This is a genomic window from Neisseria sp. CCUG12390 (assembly GCF_047837985.1).
Classification (GTDB): Bacteria; Pseudomonadota; Gammaproteobacteria; order Burkholderiales; family Neisseriaceae; genus Neisseria.
In genome coordinates this window covers 2118843-2141069 of the sequence record NZ_CP181244.1, presented here as the reverse complement: position 1 = coordinate 2141069, position 22227 = coordinate 2118843, and the positions used below count along the sequence as shown (strand labels likewise).

The 22227-nt window shown below is 53.6% G+C and carries 22 protein-coding genes; 2 read left to right on the top strand and 20 right to left on the bottom strand.

All coding sequences use genetic code 11. From position 1 onward, the window contains the following. The first annotated feature begins 70 nt into the window (after positions 1–70). Complete coding sequence (gene tsaD / locus ACM67E_RS09840) at positions 71–1138, top strand: tRNA (adenosine(37)-N6)-threonylcarbamoyltransferase complex transferase subunit TsaD (RefSeq protein ID WP_416191270.1); 1068 nt, start codon at positions 71–73, stop codon at positions 1136–1138. 176 nt (positions 1139–1314) lie between these two features. Then, the gene (gene pepN / locus ACM67E_RS09835) at positions 1315–4032 is read left to right on the top strand and encodes an aminopeptidase N (RefSeq protein WP_416191269.1); all 2718 of its coding nucleotides are present in this window, start codon (positions 1315–1317) and stop codon (positions 4030–4032) included. Positions 4033–4304: 272 nt separating this feature from the next. Here pepN and ACM67E_RS09830 read toward each other — a convergent pair whose 3' ends face one another. The 20 genes from ACM67E_RS09830 to hisA all read right to left on the bottom strand — a co-directional run bounded on the left by ACM67E_RS09830 (position 4305) and on the right by hisA (position 22175). Further along, positions 4305–6323, bottom strand: a complete 2019-nt coding sequence (locus ACM67E_RS09830) for a BCCT family transporter (protein WP_416191268.1) — start codon at positions 6321–6323, stop codon at positions 4305–4307. A 438-nt stretch (positions 6324–6761) separates the two neighbouring features. Next, the gene (gene rplS / locus ACM67E_RS09825; protein WP_095503711.1) at positions 6762–7127 is read right to left on the bottom strand and encodes a 50S ribosomal protein L19; all 366 of its coding nucleotides are present in this window, start codon (positions 7125–7127) and stop codon (positions 6762–6764) included. Positions 7128–7141: 14 nt separating this feature from the next. After that, a complete protein-coding gene (trmD, locus tag ACM67E_RS09820; protein ID WP_416191267.1) occupies positions 7142–7891 on the bottom strand; it encodes a tRNA (guanosine(37)-N1)-methyltransferase TrmD in 750 nt (249 codons plus the stop codon). After that, positions 7891–8400 (bottom strand): ribosome maturation factor RimM, encoded by a 510-nt coding sequence (gene rimM / locus ACM67E_RS09815; protein ID WP_416191266.1) that lies wholly within the window; start codon positions 8398–8400, stop codon positions 7891–7893. Before rimM ends, trmD begins: the two co-directional genes overlap by 1 nt. A 15-nt stretch (positions 8401–8415) precedes the next feature. Then, on the bottom strand, positions 8416–8664 hold the full coding sequence (rpsP, locus tag ACM67E_RS09810; RefSeq protein ID WP_416191265.1) for a 30S ribosomal protein S16: 249 nt from the start codon (positions 8662–8664) through the stop codon (positions 8416–8418). Positions 8665–8728: 64 nt separating this feature from the next. After that, positions 8729–11182, bottom strand: a complete 2454-nt coding sequence (locus ACM67E_RS09805; protein ID WP_416191264.1) for a GNAT family N-acetyltransferase — start codon at positions 11180–11182, stop codon at positions 8729–8731. An 84-nt stretch (positions 11183–11266) separates the two neighbouring features. Further along, positions 11267–12679, bottom strand: a complete 1413-nt coding sequence (locus ACM67E_RS09800) for an ATP-binding protein (protein WP_416191263.1) — start codon at positions 12677–12679, stop codon at positions 11267–11269. A 12-nt stretch (positions 12680–12691) separates the two neighbouring features. Next, positions 12692–13369 carry a response regulator gene (locus tag ACM67E_RS09795; RefSeq protein WP_416191262.1) on the bottom strand — a complete coding sequence of 226 codons (678 nt, stop codon included), beginning with the start codon at positions 13367–13369 and terminating at the stop codon, positions 12692–12694. Positions 13370–13590: 221 nt separating this feature from the next. Further along, entirely contained in the window at positions 13591–15426 is a 1836-nt protein-coding gene (locus ACM67E_RS09790; protein WP_416191261.1) for a Wzy polymerase domain-containing protein, read from the bottom strand. After that, complete coding sequence (locus ACM67E_RS09785; RefSeq protein ID WP_416191260.1) at positions 15426–15785, bottom strand: DUF2069 domain-containing protein; 360 nt, start codon at positions 15783–15785, stop codon at positions 15426–15428. The genes ACM67E_RS09790 and ACM67E_RS09785 overlap by 1 nt, the downstream gene beginning before the upstream one ends. 130 nt (positions 15786–15915) lie before the next feature. Further along, positions 15916–16707 carry a twin-arginine translocase subunit TatC gene (gene tatC / locus ACM67E_RS09780; protein ID WP_416191259.1) on the bottom strand — a complete coding sequence of 264 codons (792 nt, stop codon included), beginning with the start codon at positions 16705–16707 and terminating at the stop codon, positions 15916–15918. Positions 16708–16714: 7 nt separating this feature from the next. Next, on the bottom strand, positions 16715–17398 hold the full coding sequence (tatB, locus tag ACM67E_RS09775) for a Sec-independent protein translocase protein TatB (protein ID WP_416191258.1): 684 nt from the start codon (positions 17396–17398) through the stop codon (positions 16715–16717). Between the two features lie 3 nt (positions 17399–17401). Next, positions 17402–17599, bottom strand: coding sequence for a Sec-independent protein translocase subunit TatA (gene tatA, locus ACM67E_RS09770; protein ID WP_416191257.1), 198 nt, complete (start codon positions 17597–17599; stop codon positions 17402–17404). A 42-nt stretch (positions 17600–17641) separates the two neighbouring features. Then, on the bottom strand, positions 17642–17965 hold the full coding sequence (locus tag ACM67E_RS09765; protein WP_416191256.1) for a histidine triad nucleotide-binding protein: 324 nt from the start codon (positions 17963–17965) through the stop codon (positions 17642–17644). 96 nt (positions 17966–18061) lie between these two features. Further along, on the bottom strand, positions 18062–18385 hold the full coding sequence (locus ACM67E_RS09760) for a phosphoribosyl-ATP diphosphatase (protein ID WP_416191255.1): 324 nt from the start codon (positions 18383–18385) through the stop codon (positions 18062–18064). 81 nt (positions 18386–18466) lie between these two features. Beyond that, the gene (gene hisI / locus ACM67E_RS09755) at positions 18467–18868 is read right to left on the bottom strand and encodes a phosphoribosyl-AMP cyclohydrolase (RefSeq protein ID WP_416191254.1); all 402 of its coding nucleotides are present in this window, start codon (positions 18866–18868) and stop codon (positions 18467–18469) included. Positions 18869–18937: 69 nt separating this feature from the next. After that, a complete protein-coding gene (locus ACM67E_RS09750; protein ID WP_416191253.1) occupies positions 18938–19702 on the bottom strand; it encodes a sulfite exporter TauE/SafE family protein in 765 nt (254 codons plus the stop codon). A gap of 430 nt (positions 19703–20132) precedes the next feature. Further along, the gene (gene hisF / locus ACM67E_RS09745; RefSeq protein WP_416191252.1) at positions 20133–20900 is read right to left on the bottom strand and encodes an imidazole glycerol phosphate synthase subunit HisF; all 768 of its coding nucleotides are present in this window, start codon (positions 20898–20900) and stop codon (positions 20133–20135) included. 93 nt (positions 20901–20993) lie between these two features. Next, positions 20994–21311: a multidrug transporter MatE gene (locus tag ACM67E_RS09740; protein ID WP_416191251.1), complete on the bottom strand. Its 318-nt coding sequence runs from the start codon at positions 21309–21311 to the stop codon at positions 20994–20996. A 126-nt stretch (positions 21312–21437) separates the two neighbouring features. Next, complete coding sequence (hisA, locus tag ACM67E_RS09735; protein WP_416191250.1) at positions 21438–22175, bottom strand: 1-(5-phosphoribosyl)-5-[(5-phosphoribosylamino)methylideneamino]imidazole-4-carboxamide isomerase; 738 nt, start codon at positions 22173–22175, stop codon at positions 21438–21440. Positions 22176–22227 lie beyond the last annotated feature (52 nt).

Sequence of the window (22227 nt, the reverse complement as noted above, 5' to 3'; positions counted from 1 at the left end):
TGTCAATGCAGGCGGCAATCAGGATTAAAATCAGCTAAAATAACGTTTTTTTCAGACGGTCTTTTAAGATATGTTGGTATTGGGAATCGAATCTTCTTGCGACGAAACCGGTGTTGCCTTATACGACACGGAACGCGGTTTGCTGGCGCATCATTTGCACACGCAAATGGCCATGCACGCCGAGTACGGTGGGGTTGTGCCCGAATTGGCCAGCCGCGACCACATCCGCCGTCTTGTGCCGTTGACCGAAGGCGCATTGAATGAAGCAGGGGTGGGTTACGGCGACATTGATGCCGTGGCCTTCACGCAGGGGCCCGGTTTGGGCGGCGCATTGCTGGCCGGTTCCAGCTATGCGAACGCGCTGGCGTTTGCGCTGGGCAAGCCCGTTATTCCCGTGCATCATCTGGAAGGCCATCTGCTTTCGCCGCTGCTGGCGGAGGAGAAACCCGGATTTCCGTTTGTGGCCTTATTGGTGTCGGGCGGACACACGCAATTCATGGCGGTGCGCGGTATCGGCGATTACACGCTGTTGGGCGAAAGCGTCGATGATGCGGCGGGAGAGGCGTTCGACAAAACCGCCAAATTGTTGGGGCTGCCGTATCCGGGTGGAGCGAAACTGTCGGAACTGGCCAAACTCGGTGCGCCCGATGCCTTTACTTTTCCGCGCCCAATGCTGCATTCGCATGATTTACAGATGAGCTTTTCCGGTTTAAAGACAGCCGTGCTGACTGCGGTGGAGAAAGTCCGTGCCGAAAGCGGCAGCGACGACATTCCCGAGCAAACCCGCAACGACATTTGCCGCGCGTTTCAAGACGCGGTGGTGGATGTATTGGTTGCCAAATCGAAACAGGCTCTGCTGGACACGGGTTTCCGCACGTTGGTCGTGGCCGGCGGCGTGGGGGCGAACTGGAAGCTGCGCGACGAGTTCAGCCGTTTAACCGTGAAAAGGCCGTATGAAAAAGGCAAGGCTAAGCCGCAGGAAGAAGCGGTTGACGTATATTTTCCGCCTATGGAATATTGCACCGACAACGGCGCGATGATTGCCTTTGCCGGTGCCATGCGCTTGCAGGACAGACAAGAAGCAGGCGGCTTTAATGTCAAACCGCGTTGGCCGCTGTCGGATATTGTGAAGGCATAGTGCCGGAAGCCAAAATAAAGGCCGTCTGAAAATCGTTTTTCAGACGGCCTTTGTGGGTTTAGGCTACTTGAATTCAGGCCGTCTGAAACCCATATAACCGGGTAAAATTGCCATGATACCGGGCGGGCTTGCCGTCCGGCCTCATTTTTATTTTCCGATTGTGAAAGCCGAACGCCATGAGCAAAACCGTACATTATCTCAAAGACTATGCCGCGCCTGCCTTTTTCGTGCGCAAAACCGATTTGCATTTCGATATTCAGGAAAACGAAACACGCGTGAAATCGCGTCTGCTGATTGAGCCGTCGGCAGGCAATGCGCCGCTGGTATTGGACGGTTCGGCGGAACTGGTGTCGTTCAAAATCGACGGCGAAGCGCACGATTACGAGCTGGCCGACGAAAAGCTGACGGCGTACGGGATGCCGTCTGAAAGTTTTGTGGCGGAAATCGAAACGCGCATCAGGCCGTCTGAAAACAAATCGCTGATGGGGCTGTACGAATCGGGCGGCAACCTGTTCACGCAATGCGAGCCGGAAGGCTTCCGCAAAATCACGTTTTATCCCGACCGCCCCGATGTGATGTCGAAATTCACCACCACCATCGTGGCCGACAAAAAACGCTATCCCGTGCTGTTGTCCAACGGCAACAAGGTGGACGGCGGCGAGTTTTCAGACGGCCGCCATTGGGTGAAATGGATAGACCCGTTTGCCAAGCCGAGCTACCTGTTTGCGCTGGTGGCGGGCAATCTGGCGGTAACGAAAGACACATTTGCCACCCGCAGCGGTAAAAACGTGGCGATTGAGTTTTACACTGCCGAAGCCGACAAGCCGAAAGTGCCGTTTGCGGTGGAGTCGCTGAAAAACGCGATGGCTTGGGACGAAACGCGCTTCGGTTTGGAATACGATTTGGATATGTACATGGTCGTGGCCGTGGGCGATTTCAACATGGGCGCGATGGAAAACAAAGGCTTGAACATTTTCAACACCAAATACGTGCTGGCCGACAGCCGCACCGCCACCGATTCGGATTTCGAGGGCATCGAATCGGTGATCGGACATGAGTATTTCCACAACTGGACGGGCAACCGCGTAACCTGCCGCGACTGGTTCCAGCTTTCGCTCAAAGAAGGGCTGACCGTGTTCCGCGATCAGGAATTTTCGGGCGACCGCGCCAGCCGCGCCGTGCGCCGCATTGATAACGTGCGCCTGCTGCGCCAGCACCAGTTCCCCGAAGACGCAGGGCCGACCGCGCACCCCGTTCGCCCCGCCAGCTATGAGGAAATGAACAATTTCTACACCATGACCGTGTATGAAAAAGGCGCGGAAGTGGTGCGGATGTACCACACGCTGCTGGGCGAAGAAGGCTTCCAAAAAGGAATGCGGCTCTATTTCAAACGCCACGACGGGCAGGCCGTAACCTGCGACGATTTCCGCAATGCGATGGCCGATGCCAATGAAATCAACCTCGACCAGTTTGCATTGTGGTACAGCCAAGCGGGTACGCCGACCTTAGACATCACAGGCCGTCTGAAAGCCGGTGAAAACGCATTTGAAATCAACATCAAACAAACCGTTCCGCCTACGCCCGACATGGCGGACAAGCAGCCGATGATGATGCCGGTGAAAATCGGTTTGCTGAACCGCAAAGGCGAAGCGGTGGCGTTCAGGCCGCACCACGGGCAGGCTGCGCACGCTGAAAACGCCGAAACCGTTACCGAAACCGTTTTGGTGCTGACCGAAGCCGAACAGACGTTCACGCTCCACGGCATCACGGAAGACGTTGTTCCCAGCCTGCTGCGCGGCTTTAGTGCGCCCGTTCACCTGAATTATCCGTACAGCGATGACGATTTGGCTCTGCTGCTGGCGCACGATTCCGACGAGTTTGCCCGCTGGGAAGCGGGGCAGACGCTCTTCCGCCGCGCCGTTGCCGCCAATCTGGCCGCCATCGAAGCAGGCGAACCTTTGCCGGAACACGCGGGTTTGATTGCGGCGGTGAAACAGGTGTTGGAGAATGCGGATTTAAACCCTGCGTTTAAAGCCCTGCTGCTGCAAGTGCCGTCTGAAAGCGAGCTGTGGGACGGTGCGGACAACATTCATCCGCTGCATTACCACCAGGCGCGCGAAGCCCTGCTGGATGCCGTGGCCGCCGCGTGCATGAACGAATTGGTGCCCGTGCGCGAGTGGGCAAAAGAGCAGGAGGCCGCCAGCGGCATCGGGCAGCCTTACGAATACCATCCCGAATTGGCCGCCGTGCGCGCGCTGCTGGCGGCGGTGCGTCTGTTGACCATCCGCGTCGAACGTCACCAGACCATCCAAGTGGGCAATTACGAAGGCGAAAAACGCACCGACAGCGAAGCCGCCGCCTCTGCGCGTTTGCAGTATTATCTCAACCGCTACGAGCAGCTCACGCCGAATATGACCCATGAAATCAGCGTGTTGAATACGGTCAACCATTTGGAAGAAGACGGTCGCAACACCTTGCTCAACCGCTTCGCCGAACGCTACGCCGACGATGCGCTGGTGATGGACAAATACTTCATCCTCATCGGCAGCAGCCACCGCAGCGACACGCTCGCGCAAGTTCAGACGGCCTTGCAGCATCCGAAATTCAGCTTGGAAAATCCGAACAAAGCACGTTCGCTGTTGGGCAGCTTCAGCCGCAACGTGCCGCATTTCCACGCCGAAAACGGCAGCGGCTACGCCTTTATCGCCGATAAAGTGATGGAAATCGACCGCTTCAATCCGCAGGTCGCCGCCCGCCTGGTGCAGGCGTTCAACCTCTGCGACAAACTCGAACCGCACCGCCGTGCCGTGATGACCGCGCAACTGCAACGCATTCAGGCGCAGGAAGGCTTGTCGAAAGACGTGGGCGAGATTGTCGGCAAGATTTTGGCGTGAAGTAAACGCGGTTGTAAAGCATGAAAGGCCGTCTGAAAACAGGGTTTTCAGACGGCCTTTGTCGGGGAGACGGGCGTTTGGACAGATTTTAGGTATTGATAGATTCCTCGGTTGAGTAAGTGGTTTGAGGCCGTCTGAAAAACGGGCGTGGCACAGATTGCGCTGAAAGTTTTCCGTTTTGGGCGTAATCCGATAAGTTTGGGAAAAAATTCAATGCCGTTCAATAATAAAGGCCGTCTGAATTTTCAGACGGCCTTTTGATTCCGATACCTTTATTCGGCCAATTCGGTCTGCTCGTGCGACATGATTTCTTGTCCCACGTCTTCCATCAGGCTCAGGTAGCGTTCGTAATTTTTCAGAATGTCGGCGATGAGCTCCTCCCGTGTCATGTATTGCACGTCGTAACCGGTGCGGCCGTCTGAAAAATAAGTGACGGGTGCGTAACTGGTTTTACGGCGGATGTGCGGCAGGTTGCTTTCCTGTACGAGCTGCTCGGCGATTTCGTAACGCACGGATTTGATGCCGTATACAAAATTGCGCATGGTGGATTTTTCAATCACCAATTCGAGCGACGGTTCTTCATCGGTCAGTGCTTCGGTGTTGACCTGTACGGTCAGGCCGTAGCCGTTGCTCATCTCCATGCTCAGTTCGCGCATGGCGGGCAGGGCGGTGTATTTCAGGAAGCTGTGGATGTCGTGTTCCTGAGACTGGTTGAGCATGGTTTGCAAACGCTCTTTCCAGCGTTCGCCGGTCCAGTAGCTGCTGGTCGGTGTCACTTTGGCGGCAAAGTATTTCTGGTCGGCTTCCAATGCTTTCCAAAGGCTGAAAGCCATCAGTATCATCAGAAATGCAAACGGTAAAGCGGTAATCAGGGTCATGGTCTGCAAAACGCTCATGCCGCCTGAGTTGAGCAGGGCAATCGCGATCGCCGACATCAAAATTCCCCACATGACGGCCTGCCATTTTGGCGAAGTCATGCTTTTGTCGCGCGATGCGATACTGTTCAACACATAGATGCCTGAGTCGGCGGAAGTGATGAAGAACAGGGCAATAATGATGAGCGCGACAATGCTGCTGAGCGTTGGCAAGGGCAGATAGTCTAAGAAGGCGAACAGCAATTTTTCCGGCGAGGAAGTCAGGCCGGCCAATGTGCCGTTGGCTACGTTGGCATCCAGCCAAATCGCGCTGTTGCCGAAAACGGTAAACCACAATACGCAATACAGGCTTGGAATCACCAACACGCCGAAAATAAATTCGCGGATGGTGCGGCCGCGTGAAATGCGGGCGATAAACAGGCCGACAAACGGTGCCCACGAACACCACCATGCCCAGTAAAGCACGGTCCAGCCGTTAAACCAGTCGGTATTGCCGGGTTCGTAAACATAGGTTTTGAAACTCAGTTCGACCAGGTTGCTGATATAGTCGCCCAAGTTGTTGCTGAATGCACCCAACAGGTGCAAAGTAGGACCGGTAAACAGCACAAACAGCATCAATAATACGGCCAATACCAAATTGGTTTCACTCAGGATTTTAACGCCTTTCCCCACGCCGGATACAGCTGAAGTCACCGCCAGCGTCATCACTGCGATAATCACGATAACCTGCATACTGAAGCTGTTTTCCGATATCCAGCCGATTTGCTGTAAACCGGAACCCATCTGAACGGCTCCGAATCCTAATGTAGTGATGATGCCAAATAATGTGGCGATTAAGGCCATCACTTCAATGGCGTCACCCATCCGACCATTTATTTTGTCTTTCAAAATCGGATAGAAGCAGGAACGCAAGGCCAGCGGCAGCTTATAGCGGAAGCCGAAATAAGCCAAAGCCAAGGCAATGACGCCGTAAATCGCCCAAGCATGAATGCCCCAGTGGAAGAAGGTGTGGAGCATGGCGGATTCCGCGTTGCCGTTACTGATGGGATCGGCATAGTGTGACAATGGTTCGGCTACACCGAAGAACATCAAACCAACCCCCATGCCTGCGGCAAACAGCATAGAAAGCCATGACATGAATGAGAATTCAGGTTCTTCTTCGTCTGTGCCCAGTTTGATGCTGCCGAGGTTGCTGATGGCAAGGAAAATCAGGAAAAACAGGAAAACCGAAAAGGTTAAAATATAAAACCAGCTGAAGTGCCGGAAAATGCCTTCTTTCAGGAAATTTAGGGTGTTTTGTATGCCGCTCGGGAAAATGAGCGTAGCGGCCAACAGCAGAATGACAAATAGTAAAGTGACAAAAATGACGGTAGGGTTGAAAGAGGATTTTCTTTGGATGAGTAAGTGAAGATTCATTAACTTCTCCATGTTTGTAAAATGATGTGAATTTCAGACGGCCTTTCGTATTGAAAAACGGGCAGTTAAGGGATAATTTAATTGGTTATTTATATAAGTATTTAATTATTATAGCAAATTATTCTATTTTTGTAAAATTGGTGCGGATTTTGCTGAAAAATCAGGCATATTTTCTATATTGCAGTAATCTGATGGTGTAAATACACGGTGATAAAATGAACGGTAGAGCGGGAAAATATGAAATTGAATCTACCCAAATCAGCTTTATGCAGTATCGGAAAAATCAGTGGAGGAAGAATAAAATAACAAGCTGTGTTTGGATTCTGTTGATGTTTTGGTTCCCGTTATTTAGGGTGGCTGAAATTGGAAACTATCAATGCAAAAAAGTACAGCCAAATAAAAAACCCGCTTATGGAAAAGCGGGTTGATTGAGATAAATTAACCTTTGCGTGCAGGCAGTTTTTCTTTGATACGGGCTGCCTTACCGGTCAGGCCACGCAAGTAGTACAATTTCGCACGACGAACGTCACCGCGGCGTTTAACTTCGATTTTCTCAACATTTGGAGAGTACAGTTGGAAAGTACGCTCAACGCCTTCGCCGCTGGAAATTTTGCGTACGATGAAGTTGCTGTTCAAGCCGCGGTTACGGCGGGCAATCACTACACCTTCGTAAGCTTGCAGACGGCTGCGTGTACCTTCGACGACGCGTACGGAAACGACTACGGTATCGCCCGGTGCAAATTCAGGAATTTCTTTGTTCAGGCGAGCAATTTCTTCTTGCTCTAATTGTTGGATCAGATTCATTGTTTTTTCCTAGATTATGATTGGATTCCCCGTTGCTCTGCCAAGATTTCTTGTAAGAGGCGGGTTTCCTTTGGGATTAAACTGCGCTTTTCCAGAAGATCCGGTCTGCGCATCAAAGTGCGTTGCAGCGATTGTTTCAACCGCCACTTGGCAATCAATGCATGGTTTCCCGAACGCAAAACATCCGGCACAGCCATGCCTTGAAATTCTAAAGGTTTGGTGTAATGTGGACAGTCTAACAGGCCGTCTGAAAACGAATCCTGCTCGGCAGACTGCATATCGCCCAATACACCGGGTATCAATCTTAATACAGCATCCATCAACATCATTGCCGGTAATTCGCCGCCGGAAACGACAAAGTCGCCCATGCTGATTTCTTCGTCAACGCTGTGTTGCAACAAGCGCTCGTCAATGCCTTCGTAGCGGCCGCACAATAAAATCAGGCTGTCTGATTGCGACAATTCAACCGCTTTTTGATGGTTGAACAATGCGCCTTGCGGGCTGAGATAAATGACTTTGCTGCAGCTTGGGCTGTTTTTTTTTGCTTCATCGATTGCAGCTTGCAACGGAGGCGCCTGCATAATCATGCCCGGGCCGCCGCCAAAAGGGCGGTCATCGATGTAGCCGAGTTTGTTGTCGGCAAACCGGCGTGGATTAATGGCGTTGAATTGCCATAAATTCTGCTTTCTTGCCCGACCGGTCACGCCGTATTCGGTAATGCTTTCGAACATTTCCGGAAACAGAGTGATGCTTTGAATCAACATCAGTAATCCAAGCCCCAGTCGACGGTAATGATCTGCTGTTCGGTATCCACGTGTTGGATATATTGTGACACAAACGGGATCAGTTTTTGACCGTATTCGCCGTCAATAACCAAGACATCATTGGCACCGGTTTCCATCAGGTTTTTGACAGTACCCAAGATAAGGGCTTCCCGGTTGGTGACGGTCATGCCGACCAAATCCGCCCAGTAGAATTCGTCTTCTTCGGTAGGGGCAAATTCGGAGCGGGGGATTTCAATGGTATAACCGCGTAATGAAAACGCGTGGTCACGATCGTCAATCCCTTCGAATTTGACCTGCAACTCATCGCCGACGGCTTTGCCGGCTTCGATGCTGACGGTAAGGGTTTTACCGTCTTTACGTAACTGCCATTGCGGGTAGTCCAGCAAGCTGTCGGTGTATTCGGTATTGGCGGCGATTTTCAGCCAGCCTTTGACACCGAATACGCCTTTTATGTAGCCCATGGCTACCCATTGTTGCGTGTTTGTCATGGCAATGCGGGTTGATTATGCGGCGGCTTTTTGCTCTTTAATCAATTTGGCAACGGCGTCGCTGACTTGCGCGCCTTGGCCGATCCAGTGGTTCAGGCGGTCTGTTGTCAAGCGTACGCGCTCTTGTTTTTCATTGGCAACCGGGTTGTAGAAGCCGACGCGTTCAATGAAGCGGCCGTCGCGGCGGTTGCGTGAATCGGCAACGACGATGTTGTAGAAAGGGCGGTGTTTAGAGCCACTGCGAGCCAAACGGATAACTACCATTTTTGAGTCCTTTTGAGATATTCGGATATACGGAAACTGCTTATTTTAGGTTAATTTTCGGTATTTAGGCAAGTATTTGTTGCCTAAACTTCTCTTGGTCTTTTTCTTCGGGCGGCAGAAGGCTCAGTCTGGCTTGGCAGAGGCTGCTGTCCTGGTCGGAAGGAATCAGGCTGAAGCCTGATTTTTCGGCCAATTTCAGCATGGCGGTGTTTTCTTTGAGGATTTCTGCACTCATGCTTTGGTAGCCTTGTTGTGTTGCTAATCGGATAATCAGCTGCATCATTTCGTGTGCCAAACCGCTGCCGCGCATGTTTTCGGACAGGGTGATGCCGAATTCGCATTCGTCCCGGCTGAGGCGGCTGAAACGGCTGACGGCGACGATGAGGCCTTCTGAATTTTCGGCAATCCATGCGCCTTCGCTGTGGTAGTCGAGTTTGCTGAAGCGCGCAAGCGTAGGTTGCGGCAATTCGTTGGTCCGCGTCATGAAACGGGTGTAGCGCGATTGGGGTGAGAGCCGGCGGACAAACTGTTGTTTGGCTTCGGCATCTTCGGGTTCGAAAGGGCGGATGGATACGGTTTGTCCGTTTTTAAGACGGAGTTCGCGAGGGTAATCGTCCGGGTAGGGGGCAAGTACGTTTTCTGCAGGCATGGGTTTTTCGGTGTTGTTTTTTTGATGCCAGAATTCGGCGGCGGCTTCGCCGGTGGTGCGGATGAACTCGCTGGCACGTGCATTGCTGTGGCGCAGGAATTCGGCGGCGGCCTGCATTTTTTGGTTGAAGCCTTCTGGTACGGTTGGGTTTGTTTTTCCAACTTTTTTTTCAGACGGCCTGCTGTTTTTTCCGGATGCGGGCAACGGTTTGGCAGGCAGTCTGAAATCGCTGCTGATTTGGTTGCTGCTGATGTTGATGATGATTTCGCCGTCTAAGATTTCGGGATGTTGTGCCACGGTATTCATGCTGTGGACGAATTGTTCGACGGCTTGCTGATAACGGTTCAAGTCGGCAAAGCGCAGCAGACGTGCGGTGTCGAGCGTGGTAAACGGCGGAAGCACGGCAATGGTACGGCTTGAATCGGCAGCACTGATGACGGCGCCGTATTGGGGATGCCGTCTGAATGTCAATTTGACCAGCGGGTAGGTGTTGTTGCTCTGGAAGGCCGGTAAATGCAAGGTTGAAGCCAGACGTTTTAAATCGTTTTGTGCGGCGGCTTCGGTTGCGGCATGAATGTCGATGTTTTTCAGACGGCCTGACTTGGGCGGGGCGATTTCGTTTTGAATCTGCTGCAAACGGGCGGCAATATTGCGCAAAGCCAAGGTTTGCAGGGCTTGTTCGGGGTTGGGAAAATGCAGCAGGCCGTCTGAAACGCGGCTGCTGATGAGCAAAGGTTTGTCGGTCTGCTGCGCCAAGTGGTTCAGCATCTTGCCGATGGCGGTTTCGTTGTGTTCTGCACTCGGTGCGATGACGGCGAGTAAGGCTTGGGTGTTGTCTTGCTGTAATTGCTGCGCGGCCATGCTGCGGTAGTGTGCGGCGGTGGGCATACTGCCGAGATAGCCTTCTTGCAGGCTTGGTTTTTCAGACGGCAGGGTCAGTCGGATGCCCAGTCGGGCGGCAGCAGGTTGCAGCCAACCGATGGGGGTGTTGCCCAAAGCGGTAAGCCGGTTGCTCGGTTTGAGGTCGGATAGACGGGCATGCAGCGCGGAGGTCAGTTCGTTGTGGTTGAGTGTCAATAAGAAATTGCAATGACGGCTCAGGCTTTCCAAAATGGCGCGTTCGGTATCGTCCACGGCATGGGTGCAGTGGACGATAATCTGGGTATGGCGGGCGAAATGGCGTATCGCGCTGAACAGTTTGCGCTGGTTTTCTGCCGGGTTGTGATGCACCACGGCGATGCGCGTGTGGCGGTTGTGGCCGAAGCGGTTAATCCAGTCGGCGGCGGAAGTGGGGCTGAGGCCGTAATTGAGGCTGATGTGGCGCGAAACGCCTTGTTTCATGCGTTGCAGTATGGCATCGATTTCGCTGCTGACGGAAGCTTGGCCGGTTAGCAGCGCGACATGGCCGGCAGGGAAGTCGGGCAGCACGCCTGCATTCAGGCTTTGCGTGGGCAACTGGATGCCTGCGGGCGTGCAGACGCTGATGTTCAAATCCGGGCCGTGATATTTTTGAATGGCTTGGCGGGCGGTTTGCCGGTCTTCTTCGCTCAGGCTTTCCCAGTCCTGAATCAGAATCAGGTGGTGAAGCTGTTTTTTGCGGCAGGCTTTGAACAGCGGCTCGTAGCTGTCGGGCGGGGTAACGGCGATCACTAGATCGGCCGGTGTTTCGATTTTACCCAGGTTGGCATAGGCCGGCAGGCCGGCTACGGTTTTGTGGCGCAAGTTGACGGGCGTGACTTTGCCTTGGAATGAGGAGCCGACAAGCGAGGTCAGAATGCGTTCGCCCAAACTGTGCGGGCGTTCGCTGGCGCCAATGAGAATGATGTGCTGCGGCATGAAGAAATAGCCGGGCATGGATTGGGTATGCATGGTTTTTTCCGTTTGCAATCGTGTGATTTCATACTGAAAGGCCGTCTGAAAAGGCGAATGTGCTTTCAGACGGCCTCCGTCGGCTTATGCTGCCGCAGCGTTTTTGTCTTTGTCGCCGGAAGGTTTGGTTTTGGGAAAAATAAAGCGCATGTTCAAGCCGTTGGGCTTGACGTTTTCGGCGATGATTTTGCCGTTGTGCTGTTCGACGATGTGTTTGGCCAGAGCCAGCCCCAAGCCGGTGCCGGGTTTGCTTGCGCTGGAATCGGCGCGGTAAAAGGCCGTGAAAATGTGCGGCAGCTGCATTTCGTCCACACCCGGACCGTTGTCGGTAATATTGATGACCCAGTTTTTATTGTCTTGGCCGATATTGACTTTGATGACGCTGCCCTCGGGGCTGTAATTCATGGCGTTTCGGATGACGTTGTCAAAGGCGCGGTATAAGTAACTTTCATTGGCCGACAGGGTGGCGGTTTCGGGGATTTTGCCCTGTATCTGTAAAGTAACGGACTGCCGGTTTTGCTGCGCCACGCTTTGGCTGTCTTCGACCAGGTTGCTTAAAAACGGAATCAGCTTCAGGTTTTCTTTTTCCAGCGGGATGTTGGAGGTTTCCAGGCGCGACAGGGTAAGCAGTTCGCCGACCAGGGTATCCATGCGGGTCAGCTCGCCTTCCAGACGTTTCAGATATTGCTCCTGTTTTTGCGGCTGCGCCTGAATCAGGCCGACGATGGCCTGCATACGGGCAAGCGGCGAGCGCATTTCGTGGGAGACGTGGTGCAGCAGGTGGCGCTCTTTGGCAACCAGTTTTTGCAGTTTTTCCGCCATTTTGTCGAATTGCTGCGCCAGATGGGACAATTCGTCGTCACGGTCGTCGACTTGTTGCGAAATACGGGTTTCCAAATCGCCGTTGGCGACGCGGTTCATCCCTTTGCCTAAGATATGAATCGGCTTGGTAATGTTTGAAGCCAGGATGTAGGCGGTGAGCAGGCCGACCAAGATGATGAAGGATAAGATGATGAATTCATGCCAAATCGGAGGCAGGGGCAGGCCGGGGATAAACAAGGGGCTGGGCAGGCGCTGAACCTGCTGGTTATCCCAGCCGCGCACGAAAAAGAGGTACTCTTCGCCGAAACGGTCATATTCGATGTGTGCCAGATCGGATTTCGGATTGTTGATGGCGAAAGCGCGGGCGCGCTCGACCATTTTACTGTCGACATCGCGGTCGAGGATGTCGCGCTTGTTGTCGCCGAGAATGACGAATACGCCGTTGGAAACCGGGCTGTCTTTCCATTCGTACAGAATTTCGCGTGCTCCTGCGTCGCCCCGCGACTGGAATGCGGAAACGATGCTGTTCATCAACGTCGTTTCAATGGTGCGGCGTTGGTTGAACTGGTTTTCGGCCAGAGTATTCTGCATGAGCCAAAACGAAAAACTCGCCACAAAGATTGCGCAGATAATCACGGCGCAAAATGTGGCGAATATGCGTTGAAAAAGTTTCATACGGCCTGAGTCTTAGTTTTTGACAAACAGATAGCCCAAGCCGCGCACGGTCTGAATCAGCGAAGCATCGCCCAGTTTGTGGCGGATGCTGGAGATATGTACGTCGATACTGCGGTCGAATTTGGCCAGTTTGCGGTCCAAGGCTTCCAAAGAAAGTGTCTCTTTACTGACCACTTGGCCGGCATGGCGCATCAAGACTTCCAACAGGTTGAATTCGGTGCTGGTCAATTCCAGCGGCGTATCTTTGATGGTGGCTTGGCGTTTGGCCGGATAAAGCACGACGTCGCTGACGGAAATGCTGTTGGGTGTGTTGGCCTGTTCGGTATTGTTTTGTGCACGGCGCAAAATGGCATTGATGCGGGCTAAGAGTTCGCGCGGTGTGCAGGGTTTCGGTACATAATCGTCGGCACCCATTTCCAAACCGATAATGCGGTCGATGTCGTCGCCTTTGGCGGTCAGCATAATCACCGGAATGGTGCTTTGGGTACGGACGTTTTTCAAAACATCCAAGCCGTTCATTTTCGGCATCATGGAATCTAATACCACGACATCGTATTGTCCGGACAAAATCTCCTGTACGCCTGCTTCGCCGTCGGGAACGCTGTGTACGTTCAGGCCTTCCGCAGTCAGGTACTCGGTCAGCAGTTCGGTCAATAAAGCGTCGTCATCTACCAGTAATACGCGGCTCATGAGAATTCCTTTTCGGTGGTTGTAAGCTGTCGGGCAGAGGCGGAAAAAAAGGCGGGTTGCCCGGCAGCCGGTCAGTATTGTCGGTTATCTTAACACGCATCACGGGAATGTTGATAGCTTCTTTTTCTATGCTTTTGCGCTTTTTTGCAATGCGTGCAACGGCCTTTACATTTCAGACGGCCTTGTCGGAACAGAGGCCGTCTGAAATTCAGAAATATACGCTAATTTGCTTTTCCGCAAGGTTTGGCCGTGCTGTGTTTCGGGTCGGATTGGAAAGTCCGGCAAGCGGCCAAGAGGTCGGGCAAGAGTGGCTTGAATGCTTGGTGTGCGCGGATTTTGCTTTCGTAAAACGGCATGGTGTACGGATAGTAATAATACATGGCCTGCATCCATTGCCCGCCTGCCTGCTTTTCGCCTTTGCGGTATCGGTAAAGACCGGCCTGATGCGCGTTGGCGTAAGGGCGGTAGGTCAGAGAATCCAGCGCGGCTTGTTCCGCCCAAGGCTGGACAACCGCATCGGTCGGATCGGCGCGGCGGGTCAGGCTCAGTTCGGCATAGTAGCGCAGCATGGGTTGCTGTTCGGCGATGCGCCGCAGGCCGGCGATTTTTTGACCGGCTTCGCTGGCGGATTCGGTTTTCGCTTGGCGGCTGTAACCGATTAAATCGGTATATGCCCAACCTACATTCAAGATGCCGCCAATCAGTACAATCGCGGCCAGGCCGCCTGCATAATTGCGGCGTTTGGCTTGGGCGAGGCCGTCTGAAAGGTCTTGGTAGCGCGCCGGTGACAGCACGGTCATCAAACCGAACGGAACCAGGAAATAAATGTACCAAAGCGGATATTCCAACATGCTGTGACACAGTGAGACAGTCATTAAGGCCAGCAGCAGGAATGAAGCAGAGTGGTAAGGACGGATGAGCATACGCCATAAGGCGGCCAGCAGCGAAAATCCCACCAGCAAGGTGCCGATGAGACCGACTTCGGCCAGAAGCTGCAGGACGATATTGTGGGAATGGGTGAACAATACACCGAGAATGTTGTTACCGAATTGTTTCTGCTCTGCATGTATCAGGAAGCTTTGCAGGGCATAGCTGTTCCAGCCGTGTCCCAGCCACGGAGCCGACTGAAAGGCAATCCAGGCTTTGCGCCATTCGATTTGGCGGGCGGAACCTTCGAAACCGCTGCTGCCCGAACGTTCGACTGCTGTTTCATAATTCGCGTTGCGGAAAAATTCAAGTATCGTTCCCATGGAAAATTGGAACAACACCACGCAGGCGAGCGCAAAGACGGCAATCCCCAGCAAACGGTTGGCTTCACGGCCTGCCGCTATGCGCCAAAACGGCAGCAAGATGCCTATACCTATGACATAAGCAAGAATGGTGCGCGAGTTGACCAAACCGAGGATGCCGGTCAGCGATACGACTAAAATAAAACCCAGCCAATCGGGCATTTTGCGCATTGCCCACAAATAGGCGGCACACAATACGCCCCACATCAGATAATGGCCGAGATGGTTGCGCTGGCCGAGTTGGCCGCTGACGTTATTGCTGCCGCCGTAGGCCAGAATGCCTTTGAAGATTTCTTCGCCGGCCCAGCCTTTGAACTGCATGAACGCAATTACGGCCTGAATCAGTGCGCCGGACAGCAGCGACCATGCGAATACGGTGACGATGCGCTCCTGGCCGTATTCCGCAATCCAGCCGCGTACAGCCCATGCTGCGAGTGCCAAAATGACAAACGTCCATACCACCATGTCGCTCATGCCGGGGTAGGTCAGATTCAGAACGCGCGCCTGAATCCACCAGAATGCGGCCAATACCAAAAAAGCGACGCCGGCAGTCGGCAAACGTACGTTCAGCAAACCGTAACACGCCGTTGCCAATACGAACACCACTGCACCCAGCAAGGAAGCGGCTTCCAGATAAAAGCTGGACAAAGGCCCGACCCGGTAAAGCGACACAAACGGCGCGATGCCTATCCATAAAAATGCCAGCCATACCGGCAGCAGACGGGTACTCCATTCGCTTTGCAGGCCGTCTGAAAAACGTTGGTGCATCAGGCCACCGCCTTTCGTTGGGTATCTTTGATATAAAACAGACAGGCAATGAAGAATACTACGCAGCAGGCTGCCGCCAATGCCGCACATATCCGGCTGGCCGGTACGGCATCGAAAATCCGCATAACCGCTTCGGCAAAATAAATCAGAATCAGCATGCAGCTGTATTGGTAAGTATAGACTTTGCCTTTCAGTATGCCGGCCAGCGGCAGGCACAAGGGCAGGGCTTTCAGCGCCAGCCACGAGCCGCCTTCGCGCAGCGGCGCAATCCACAATTCCCATGCCGCGCACAGTACGATCAGCGCAATCAGGCTGACTGAGGCGGCATAATAAGACCAATGTCTGGATGAGTTTTTCATATTTGAATGGCTTTAAAACAGGACATTAATATGCCCGGTATCGGTTATATCGGAATCAGACCGTAAAAGGCCGTCTGAAAGTTCAAAATTTAACTTTCAGACGGCCAGAAAACGAATTTTCGAAGCAAGACTATTGAATCCCGGCAGGCGGTTGGGCTGCATCATTGTCCGGGTCGTTGCGTTCAATCGGTTTGGTAAAGCGGCTGAACCAAATCCCTGCTTCGTACAGAATAATCAGCGGCACGGCCAGCAAAATCTGCGAAATCACGTCAGGCGGCGTGATGATGGCGGCAATCACGAATGCGCCCACGATGACGTAAGGGCGCGCCTGTTTCAGCTGCTCCGTGTCCACAATGCCCATGCGTGCCAGCAAAACCACCACTACCGGCACTTCAAACGTCGTACCGAAGGCGACGAACATGCCCAAGATAAACGACAGGTATTTGTCGATATCGGTCGCCATGTTCACACCGACGGGGGTAACGCTGGCCAAAAACTGGAAAATGACCGGAAAAACCAAGTAATACGCGAAAGCCATGCCGATGAAAAACAAAACGCAGCTCGACAACACCAAAGGCGTAATCAGGCGTTTTTCATTCTGATACAGCGCAGGCGCGACGAATGCCCACACCTGATACAGCGTATGCGGCAGAGACACCAGGAAAGCCGCCATCAAGGTGACTTTCACGGGCACGAAAAACGGTGCAATCACATCGGTAGCGATCATGCTGGTGTCTTTGGGCAGACTGGCCATCAGCGGCTGCGCGACAAATGAATACAGGGTTTGGGAAAACGGCATCAGCGCCAAAAAGCAGACCAGCAGGCCGATAACAATCCACATCAGGCGGCGGCGCAGCTCGAGCAGATGTTCGATTAGAGGCTGGGTCGTGGGTTCGGATGGTTGGATGGGCGTATCAGACACCGTTTACTCACTTTTTACGGACACGAAGTTTCGGTTTGGCTTGGAATTTCGGGCGCATATCGCGTTTGCGCTGCATGGCCTGTTTGCGCAGGGTGGCGGTATGCAGGCCGAAATCGGGGGGAGGGGCGGTTTCGACATAGCTGACTTCCGGGGCTTGATACGGCGTATGGCTTGAAGTCAGGTAATCGCGCCACAGTTTGTCGGCATCGGCCTCACCGTTTGCTTGAACTGCTTCGGTAATGTCGGGTGCCGGCGGCGCAACCGGCTGGCCGTTTTCGTCCAGAATTTCAACGGCTGCGGTATTTTCTCCGATGATGCCGTCCTTGGTTTCGGGCAGCAGAATACCGTTTTCATCGACTTTGAAGTCATCGGGTGTGCGCTGCTCGGGCAGCCTTTCCCAGGGCTTGAGGCCGTCTGAAATGGTGTTCAGGCTGCTTTGCGCTTCGTTGCCGACCTCCTTCATCTCATTGCGTAACTGATGGGCTGCCGATTCGAATTCCTGCTTGGCTTTGCGCAGCTCCTCCAGCTCGACCTGTACGCTGAGTTCCTGTTTGACGTTGCTGACCAGGCGTTGCAGCTTGCCGACCAATTGGCCGGCGGTACGTGCGGCTTTGGGCAGACGCTCGGGACCCAGCACAATCAGCGCAATCACGCCGATAAGCAGGAGTTCGCTTAAACCGAAATCAAACATGGATCAGACTTTGTCTTCTTCTTTTTTGTGTTCGATGACTTCGTCTTTGGCGGATTTCTCATCGCCTTCGTTCAGGCCTTTTTTGAAATCATGCACCGCACCGCCCAAGTCTTTGCCGACGTTGCGCAGTTTTTTGGTGCCGAACACCAAAACCACGATGACCAATACGATAATCCAGTGCCAGATAGAAAAGCTGCCCATAATAAATTCCTTTAAATTTTAAACGGTTAAATTCGGTGGTGGTTATGCAGGCGTGCCCATGATGTGGATATGCAGGTGGAACACTTCCTGCCCGCCGCCTTTGCCGGTGTTGATTAAGGTTTTGAAACCGTTGGACAAACCTGCTTCCCGTGCGATTTGCGGCACTTTCAGCATCATTTTGCCCAACAGCGTTTCGTGTCCGGCTTCGGCGTGCGCCAACGAGTCGAAATGCACTTTCGGAATCAGCAGCAGATGCACGGGCGCGGCAGGGTTGATGTCTTTGAAACACAGCATGTTTTCGTCTTCGTAAACGGCGGACGAAGGGATTTCTTTGGCGGCGATTTTACAGAAAATGCAGTCGCTCATGATTTGCTCCGTATTGAGGCCGTCTGAAAAAAAAGTATGTTGTTGCGCTTGGTTTTCAGACGGCATGAAATCGAATAGCCTGATTGTAATACAGTTTCAGCCGTCTGTGCGAGCGGCTTTTTCGGCCAATCCCGACAAACCTTGACGGCGCGCAAGCTCGGCAACGACATCTTCGACGCGCAAGCCGTGGTGCGCCAGCAGAACCATGCTGTGAAACCACAAATCGGCGGTTTCGTAAACGATGTGTTCTTTTTCACCGTCTTTGGAAGCCATCAGCACTTCGCCCGCTTCTTCGATGACTTTTTTCAGGATTTTGTCGCCGCCTTTGTGCAAAAGCTGCGCGACGTAGGATTCTTCGGGATTTTGTCCCCTGCGCGAGTCGATTACGTTTTGAATTTCGCTTAATACATTGTTGCTCATAAGAATTCCGTTCTGAAGGGAATGGCAGGCCGTCTGAAACTTTTCAGACGGCCTGAAATCCGTCAACCGCCTGTCTGCATATTACGGCTGCTTGCGGGCGTAAATCTCGTTTTCGTCTTTTAATACCGCATCGACGGTCTGCCATCGGTTGCCGTCCCATTTTTGGTAGAAGCAGCTTCCGCGGCCGGTATGGCAGGCAATGCCGCCGTGTTGTTCGATAAGCATGACCACCGCATCGCCGTCGCAATCGAGACGCAATTCATGCACTTTCTGCGTGTGGCCGGATTCTTCGCCTTTCAGCCATTGCTTTTGGCGGCTGCGGCTGTAATAGTGAGCAAAACCGGTTTCGGCGGTTTTTTGCAGGGCTTCGGCGTTCATCCACGCCACCATCAGCACGCGGCCGCTCTGCCAATCTTGCGCGATGGCGCAGACCAGGCCTTTTTCATCGAATTTGACGGCGGAAAGTAGGTTTTCATTGTTCATGTCGGAATATCCTGACAGGCCGTCTGAAAATAAAATAACGGTATCAAAAGTTTCAGACGGCCTTTTCTATCATTTCAAAAAGGCCAATACCACGGCGGCCAAAGTCATGGCAAACAAAATCTTGCGCAAGGTTTCGGGTTGCAGCTTGACGGCGGTTTTCACGCCCAAGCGTGCGCCCAGCGCGCTGGACAAGGCCAATACCAAACCCACGTCCCACATCACTTGGCCGCGTGCGACGAAAATCGCTAAGGCGACCGTGGTAAAACCGAGCGTGCAGCAGACTTTCAGCGCATTGGCGCGCACCAAATCGTATTTCAACAAACCGGCCAGCGCGGGCAGAAGCAAAAAGCCGGCAGCCGCCTGTACGAAACCGCCGTAGATGCCGACCAGAAACAGGGCGTAGCGCGAACGGGGCTTGTCGGCCACGCGAATCGGCTGCGTGCCCGGCTCGTGTACGAGTAAATCGGGTTTGAAGGCCACGACCGCCGCCACGCCGAGCATGGTCAGCAGCAATAAGGGTTTCAAAATATCGACGGGTGCGAACGAGGCGAACAATGCACCTGCCGTGCCGCCGAATATCATCGGCACCATAATGCCGCGCAAATCGCCGGTGGGCAGCTTGCCCGCCTTGTGAAAGCCGTGGGTGCCGGAGACGGATTGCAGCAATACGCCGACGCGGTTGGTGCCGTTGGCAACGTCGGCCGGCACGCCGAACATCATCAATACCGGCAGAATCAGGTTGGAACCGCCGCCCGCCATCATGTTGATGATACCTGCGGCGATACCGAGCAGGCCGAGTAAGGCGTATTGTCCGAGTGTGAAATCAAGTTCCATGATGGCTCTGTGTGTTTGCGGGGTTCGGTCTGTTTCTGCAGAAATCCGCTGTCCCGTTTTCAGACGGCCTTTTGCGGAAGCGTTTTTCAGTTTGTCGTCAAAAACAGAACAATCCCGCCGCGTGGGCGGTTTGTTGTAACGGTATGGTCAATCCTACGAATTAAAGCAGAGCGCGCGGTTTATACAAAATGCCGTCTGAAAAAGGACGAGACCTTTGCAAAAGCCAAAAATATTCAAAAAATCTCTAATCTGTCATTAGCTGCGCAAGTCCGCTGGCTTCTCTCGTACAGGTGGGAAGCCGGAATTTTAACTTACTGTAATTCTGAAATATTCCTGAAACCGTCAGGTCTGGATTCCCGCCTGCGCGGGAATGACGAATATAGATTTGCAGGTTTAATCTCAATTTTACGAAGGTCTCGAGCCGTCTGTATTACAGCCGTACTTCGATGCCTGCGGCCTGCATGGCCGATTTTGCTTCGCGGATGCTGACTTCGCCGAAGTGGAAAATGCTGGCCGCCAACACTGCGTCGGCCTTGCCTTCTTTTACGCCGTCAATCAAGTGCTGCACGTTGCCCACGCCGCCCGAGGCGATGACGGGAATATCGACTGCTTCGGAAATGGCACGCGTGAGCGGCAGGTTGAAGCCGATTTTCGTGCCGTCCCTGTCCATCGAAGTGAGCAGGATTTCGCCTGCGCCGCGTTTCTGCATTTCCACCGCCCATTCGACCGCGTCCAGACCGGTGGGTTTGCGGCCGCCGTGGGTGAAGATTTCCCAACGCGTGTTTTCGGGATTGACGGCTTTCGCGTCAATCGCCACAACAATCGCCTGCGAGCCGAAAAAACCGCTGGCTTCGTTGACCAAATCGGGGTTGGTCACGGCGGCGGTGTTGATGCTGGCTTTGTCGGCACCGGCATTGAGCAGGCGGCGCACGTCGGCCACCGAACGCACGCCGCCGCCGACCGTCAGCGGAATGAACACTTGCGAGGCGACTTCTTCGATGACGTGCAAAATGGTGTCGCGGTCGTCGGAAGAGGCGGTGATGTCGAGAAAGGTAATCTCGTCCGCACCTTCGTCGTTGTAGCGTTTGGCGACGTCAATCGGGTTGCCCGCGTCGCGCAGGCCGAGGAAGTTCACGCCTTTGACCACGCGGCCGTTGTCCACGTCCAAACAGGGGATAATGCGTTTTGCCAATGCCATGTGAGAAACTTTCCAGTCCGTACCGTCTGCCGAAACAGGCCGGTTTGAGGCCGTCTGAAAATATTATCGGGTTTTCAGACGGCCTGTGTTTATTTAAGCGAGCCAACCGCTGACCCAGCCGGGCAGGACTTTCAGCAGTTGGAAATAGCCGACGCCTGCGGCGGCAGCCATGACCATCGTGCTCATGAAGCTGTTGCTGAAACGGTTGACGATAACGAATACGGCGGCTACGTAAGCCCAAAGCGCGCCGTTGACGGCAGCCCATTGGCCGTCGATTTCCGGTATGGAAAAGGCGACCAGTTGGCGCATGATGACAGCGAGTATGGTAAACCAAAGACTTTCGGTCAGCGGATAAATATCGCGGTTGGCAGACCAAATGACCCAAAATCCTAAGACGAATGCTTCCAGCATGTTTAAACCCCTAATGATAAAAAGTAAAGAAACCGGCTTTGCCTGTTGGTTTTATTTCGCGGCAAAGCGGCGTGGAAAAAAAACGGTATCGGGCGGCTTCTCCGAGCCGCCGCGTGAATGGTGGTTTTAAGCCAGCGAATCGGCCAGCTTCTGCGCTTGGGCAAAATCAATGCTGCCCTCATAAATCGCACGGCCTGTAATCGCACCGGCCACGCCGCTTTGTTCGACCGCACACAAGGCGCGGATGTCGTCCAAATCGGTCAGGCCGCCTGAAGCGATGACGGGAATCTTAATCGATTCGGCCAGCTTGACGGTGGCTTCGATGTTCACGCCGCTCATCATGCCGTCGCGGCCGATGTCGGTGTAGATGATGCTGTTGACCCCGTCGTTTTCAAACTGTTTCGCCAAATCAATGACATGATGTTCGGTAACCGTTGCCCAGCCGTCAATCGCGACCATGCCGTCTTTTGCATCCAAACCGACGATGATTCGGCCGGGAAACGCTTTGCATGCTTCGCGCACGAATTCGGGATTTTTCACGGCTGCCGTGCCGATAATCACGTCGGTCAAGCCCAAATCCAGATATTTTTCGATGGTGGCCAAATCGCGGATGCCGCCGCCGAGCTGCACGGGAATGTGTTGCGCCACGGCGGCCAGAATGTCTTTAATCGCCGGGAAGTTTTTCGGTTCGCCCGCAAATGCGCCGTTCAAATCCACCAGGTGCAGGCGGCGCGCGCCTTGTTTGAACCAGTGTTCGGCGGTTTGCGCCGGCGTGTCGGAAAACACGGTGGCCTGATCCATCAGGCCCTGTTTCAGGCGCACGCATTGGCCGTCTTTCAAATCAATTGCAGGAATCAGTAACATAATATTTCCAAGTGGTTTTCAGACGGCCTTTGCAATCGGTGGGGCCGTCTGA

Coding starts and splice junctions, on each gene's coding strand:
- ACM67E_RS09830 (WP_416191268.1), bottom strand. CDS start 6,323: ATGAATCTTCACTTACTCATCCAAAGAAAATCCTCTTTCAACCCTACC.
- rimM (WP_416191266.1), bottom strand. CDS start 8,400: ATGACAAACACGCAACAATGGGTAGCCATGGGCTACATAAAAGGCGTA.
- trmD (WP_416191267.1), bottom strand. CDS start 7,891: ATGTTGATTCAAAGCATCACTCTGTTTCCGGAAATGTTCGAAAGCATT.
- rpsP (WP_416191265.1), bottom strand. CDS start 8,664: ATGGTAGTTATCCGTTTGGCTCGCAGTGGCTCTAAACACCGCCCTTTC.
- ACM67E_RS09785 (WP_416191260.1), bottom strand. CDS start 15,785: ATGAAAAACTCATCCAGACATTGGTCTTATTATGCCGCCTCAGTCAGC.
- ACM67E_RS09765 (WP_416191256.1), bottom strand. CDS start 17,965: ATGAGCGACTGCATTTTCTGTAAAATCGCCGCCAAAGAAATCCCTTCG.
- hisA (WP_416191250.1), bottom strand. CDS start 22,175: ATGTTACTGATTCCTGCAATTGATTTGAAAGACGGCCAATGCGTGCGC.
- tsaD (WP_416191270.1), top strand. CDS start 71: ATGTTGGTATTGGGAATCGAATCTTCTTGCGACGAAACCGGTGTTGCC.
- ACM67E_RS09740 (WP_416191251.1), bottom strand. CDS start 21,311: ATGCTGGAAGCATTCGTCTTAGGATTTTGGGTCATTTGGTCTGCCAAC.
- pepN (WP_416191269.1), top strand. CDS start 1,315: ATGAGCAAAACCGTACATTATCTCAAAGACTATGCCGCGCCTGCCTTT.
- rplS (WP_095503711.1), bottom strand. CDS start 7,127: ATGAATCTGATCCAACAATTAGAGCAAGAAGAAATTGCTCGCCTGAAC.
- tatA (WP_416191257.1), bottom strand. CDS start 17,599: ATGGGCAGCTTTTCTATCTGGCACTGGATTATCGTATTGGTCATCGTG.
- ACM67E_RS09805 (WP_416191264.1), bottom strand. CDS start 11,182: ATGCATACCCAATCCATGCCCGGCTATTTCTTCATGCCGCAGCACATC.
- hisF (WP_416191252.1), bottom strand. CDS start 20,900: ATGGCATTGGCAAAACGCATTATCCCCTGTTTGGACGTGGACAACGGC.
- ACM67E_RS09790 (WP_416191261.1), bottom strand. CDS start 15,426: ATGCACCAACGTTTTTCAGACGGCCTGCAAAGCGAATGGAGTACCCGT.
- ACM67E_RS09750 (WP_416191253.1), bottom strand. CDS start 19,702: ATGGAACTTGATTTCACACTCGGACAATACGCCTTACTCGGCCTGCTC.
- ACM67E_RS09800 (WP_416191263.1), bottom strand. CDS start 12,679: ATGAAACTTTTTCAACGCATATTCGCCACATTTTGCGCCGTGATTATC.
- tatB (WP_416191258.1), bottom strand. CDS start 17,398: ATGTTTGATTTCGGTTTAAGCGAACTCCTGCTTATCGGCGTGATTGCG.
- ACM67E_RS09760 (WP_416191255.1), bottom strand. CDS start 18,385: ATGAGCAACAATGTATTAAGCGAAATTCAAAACGTAATCGACTCGCGC.
- ACM67E_RS09795 (WP_416191262.1), bottom strand. CDS start 13,369: ATGAGCCGCGTATTACTGGTAGATGACGACGCTTTATTGACCGAACTG.
- hisI (WP_416191254.1), bottom strand. CDS start 18,868: ATGAACAATGAAAACCTACTTTCCGCCGTCAAATTCGATGAAAAAGGC.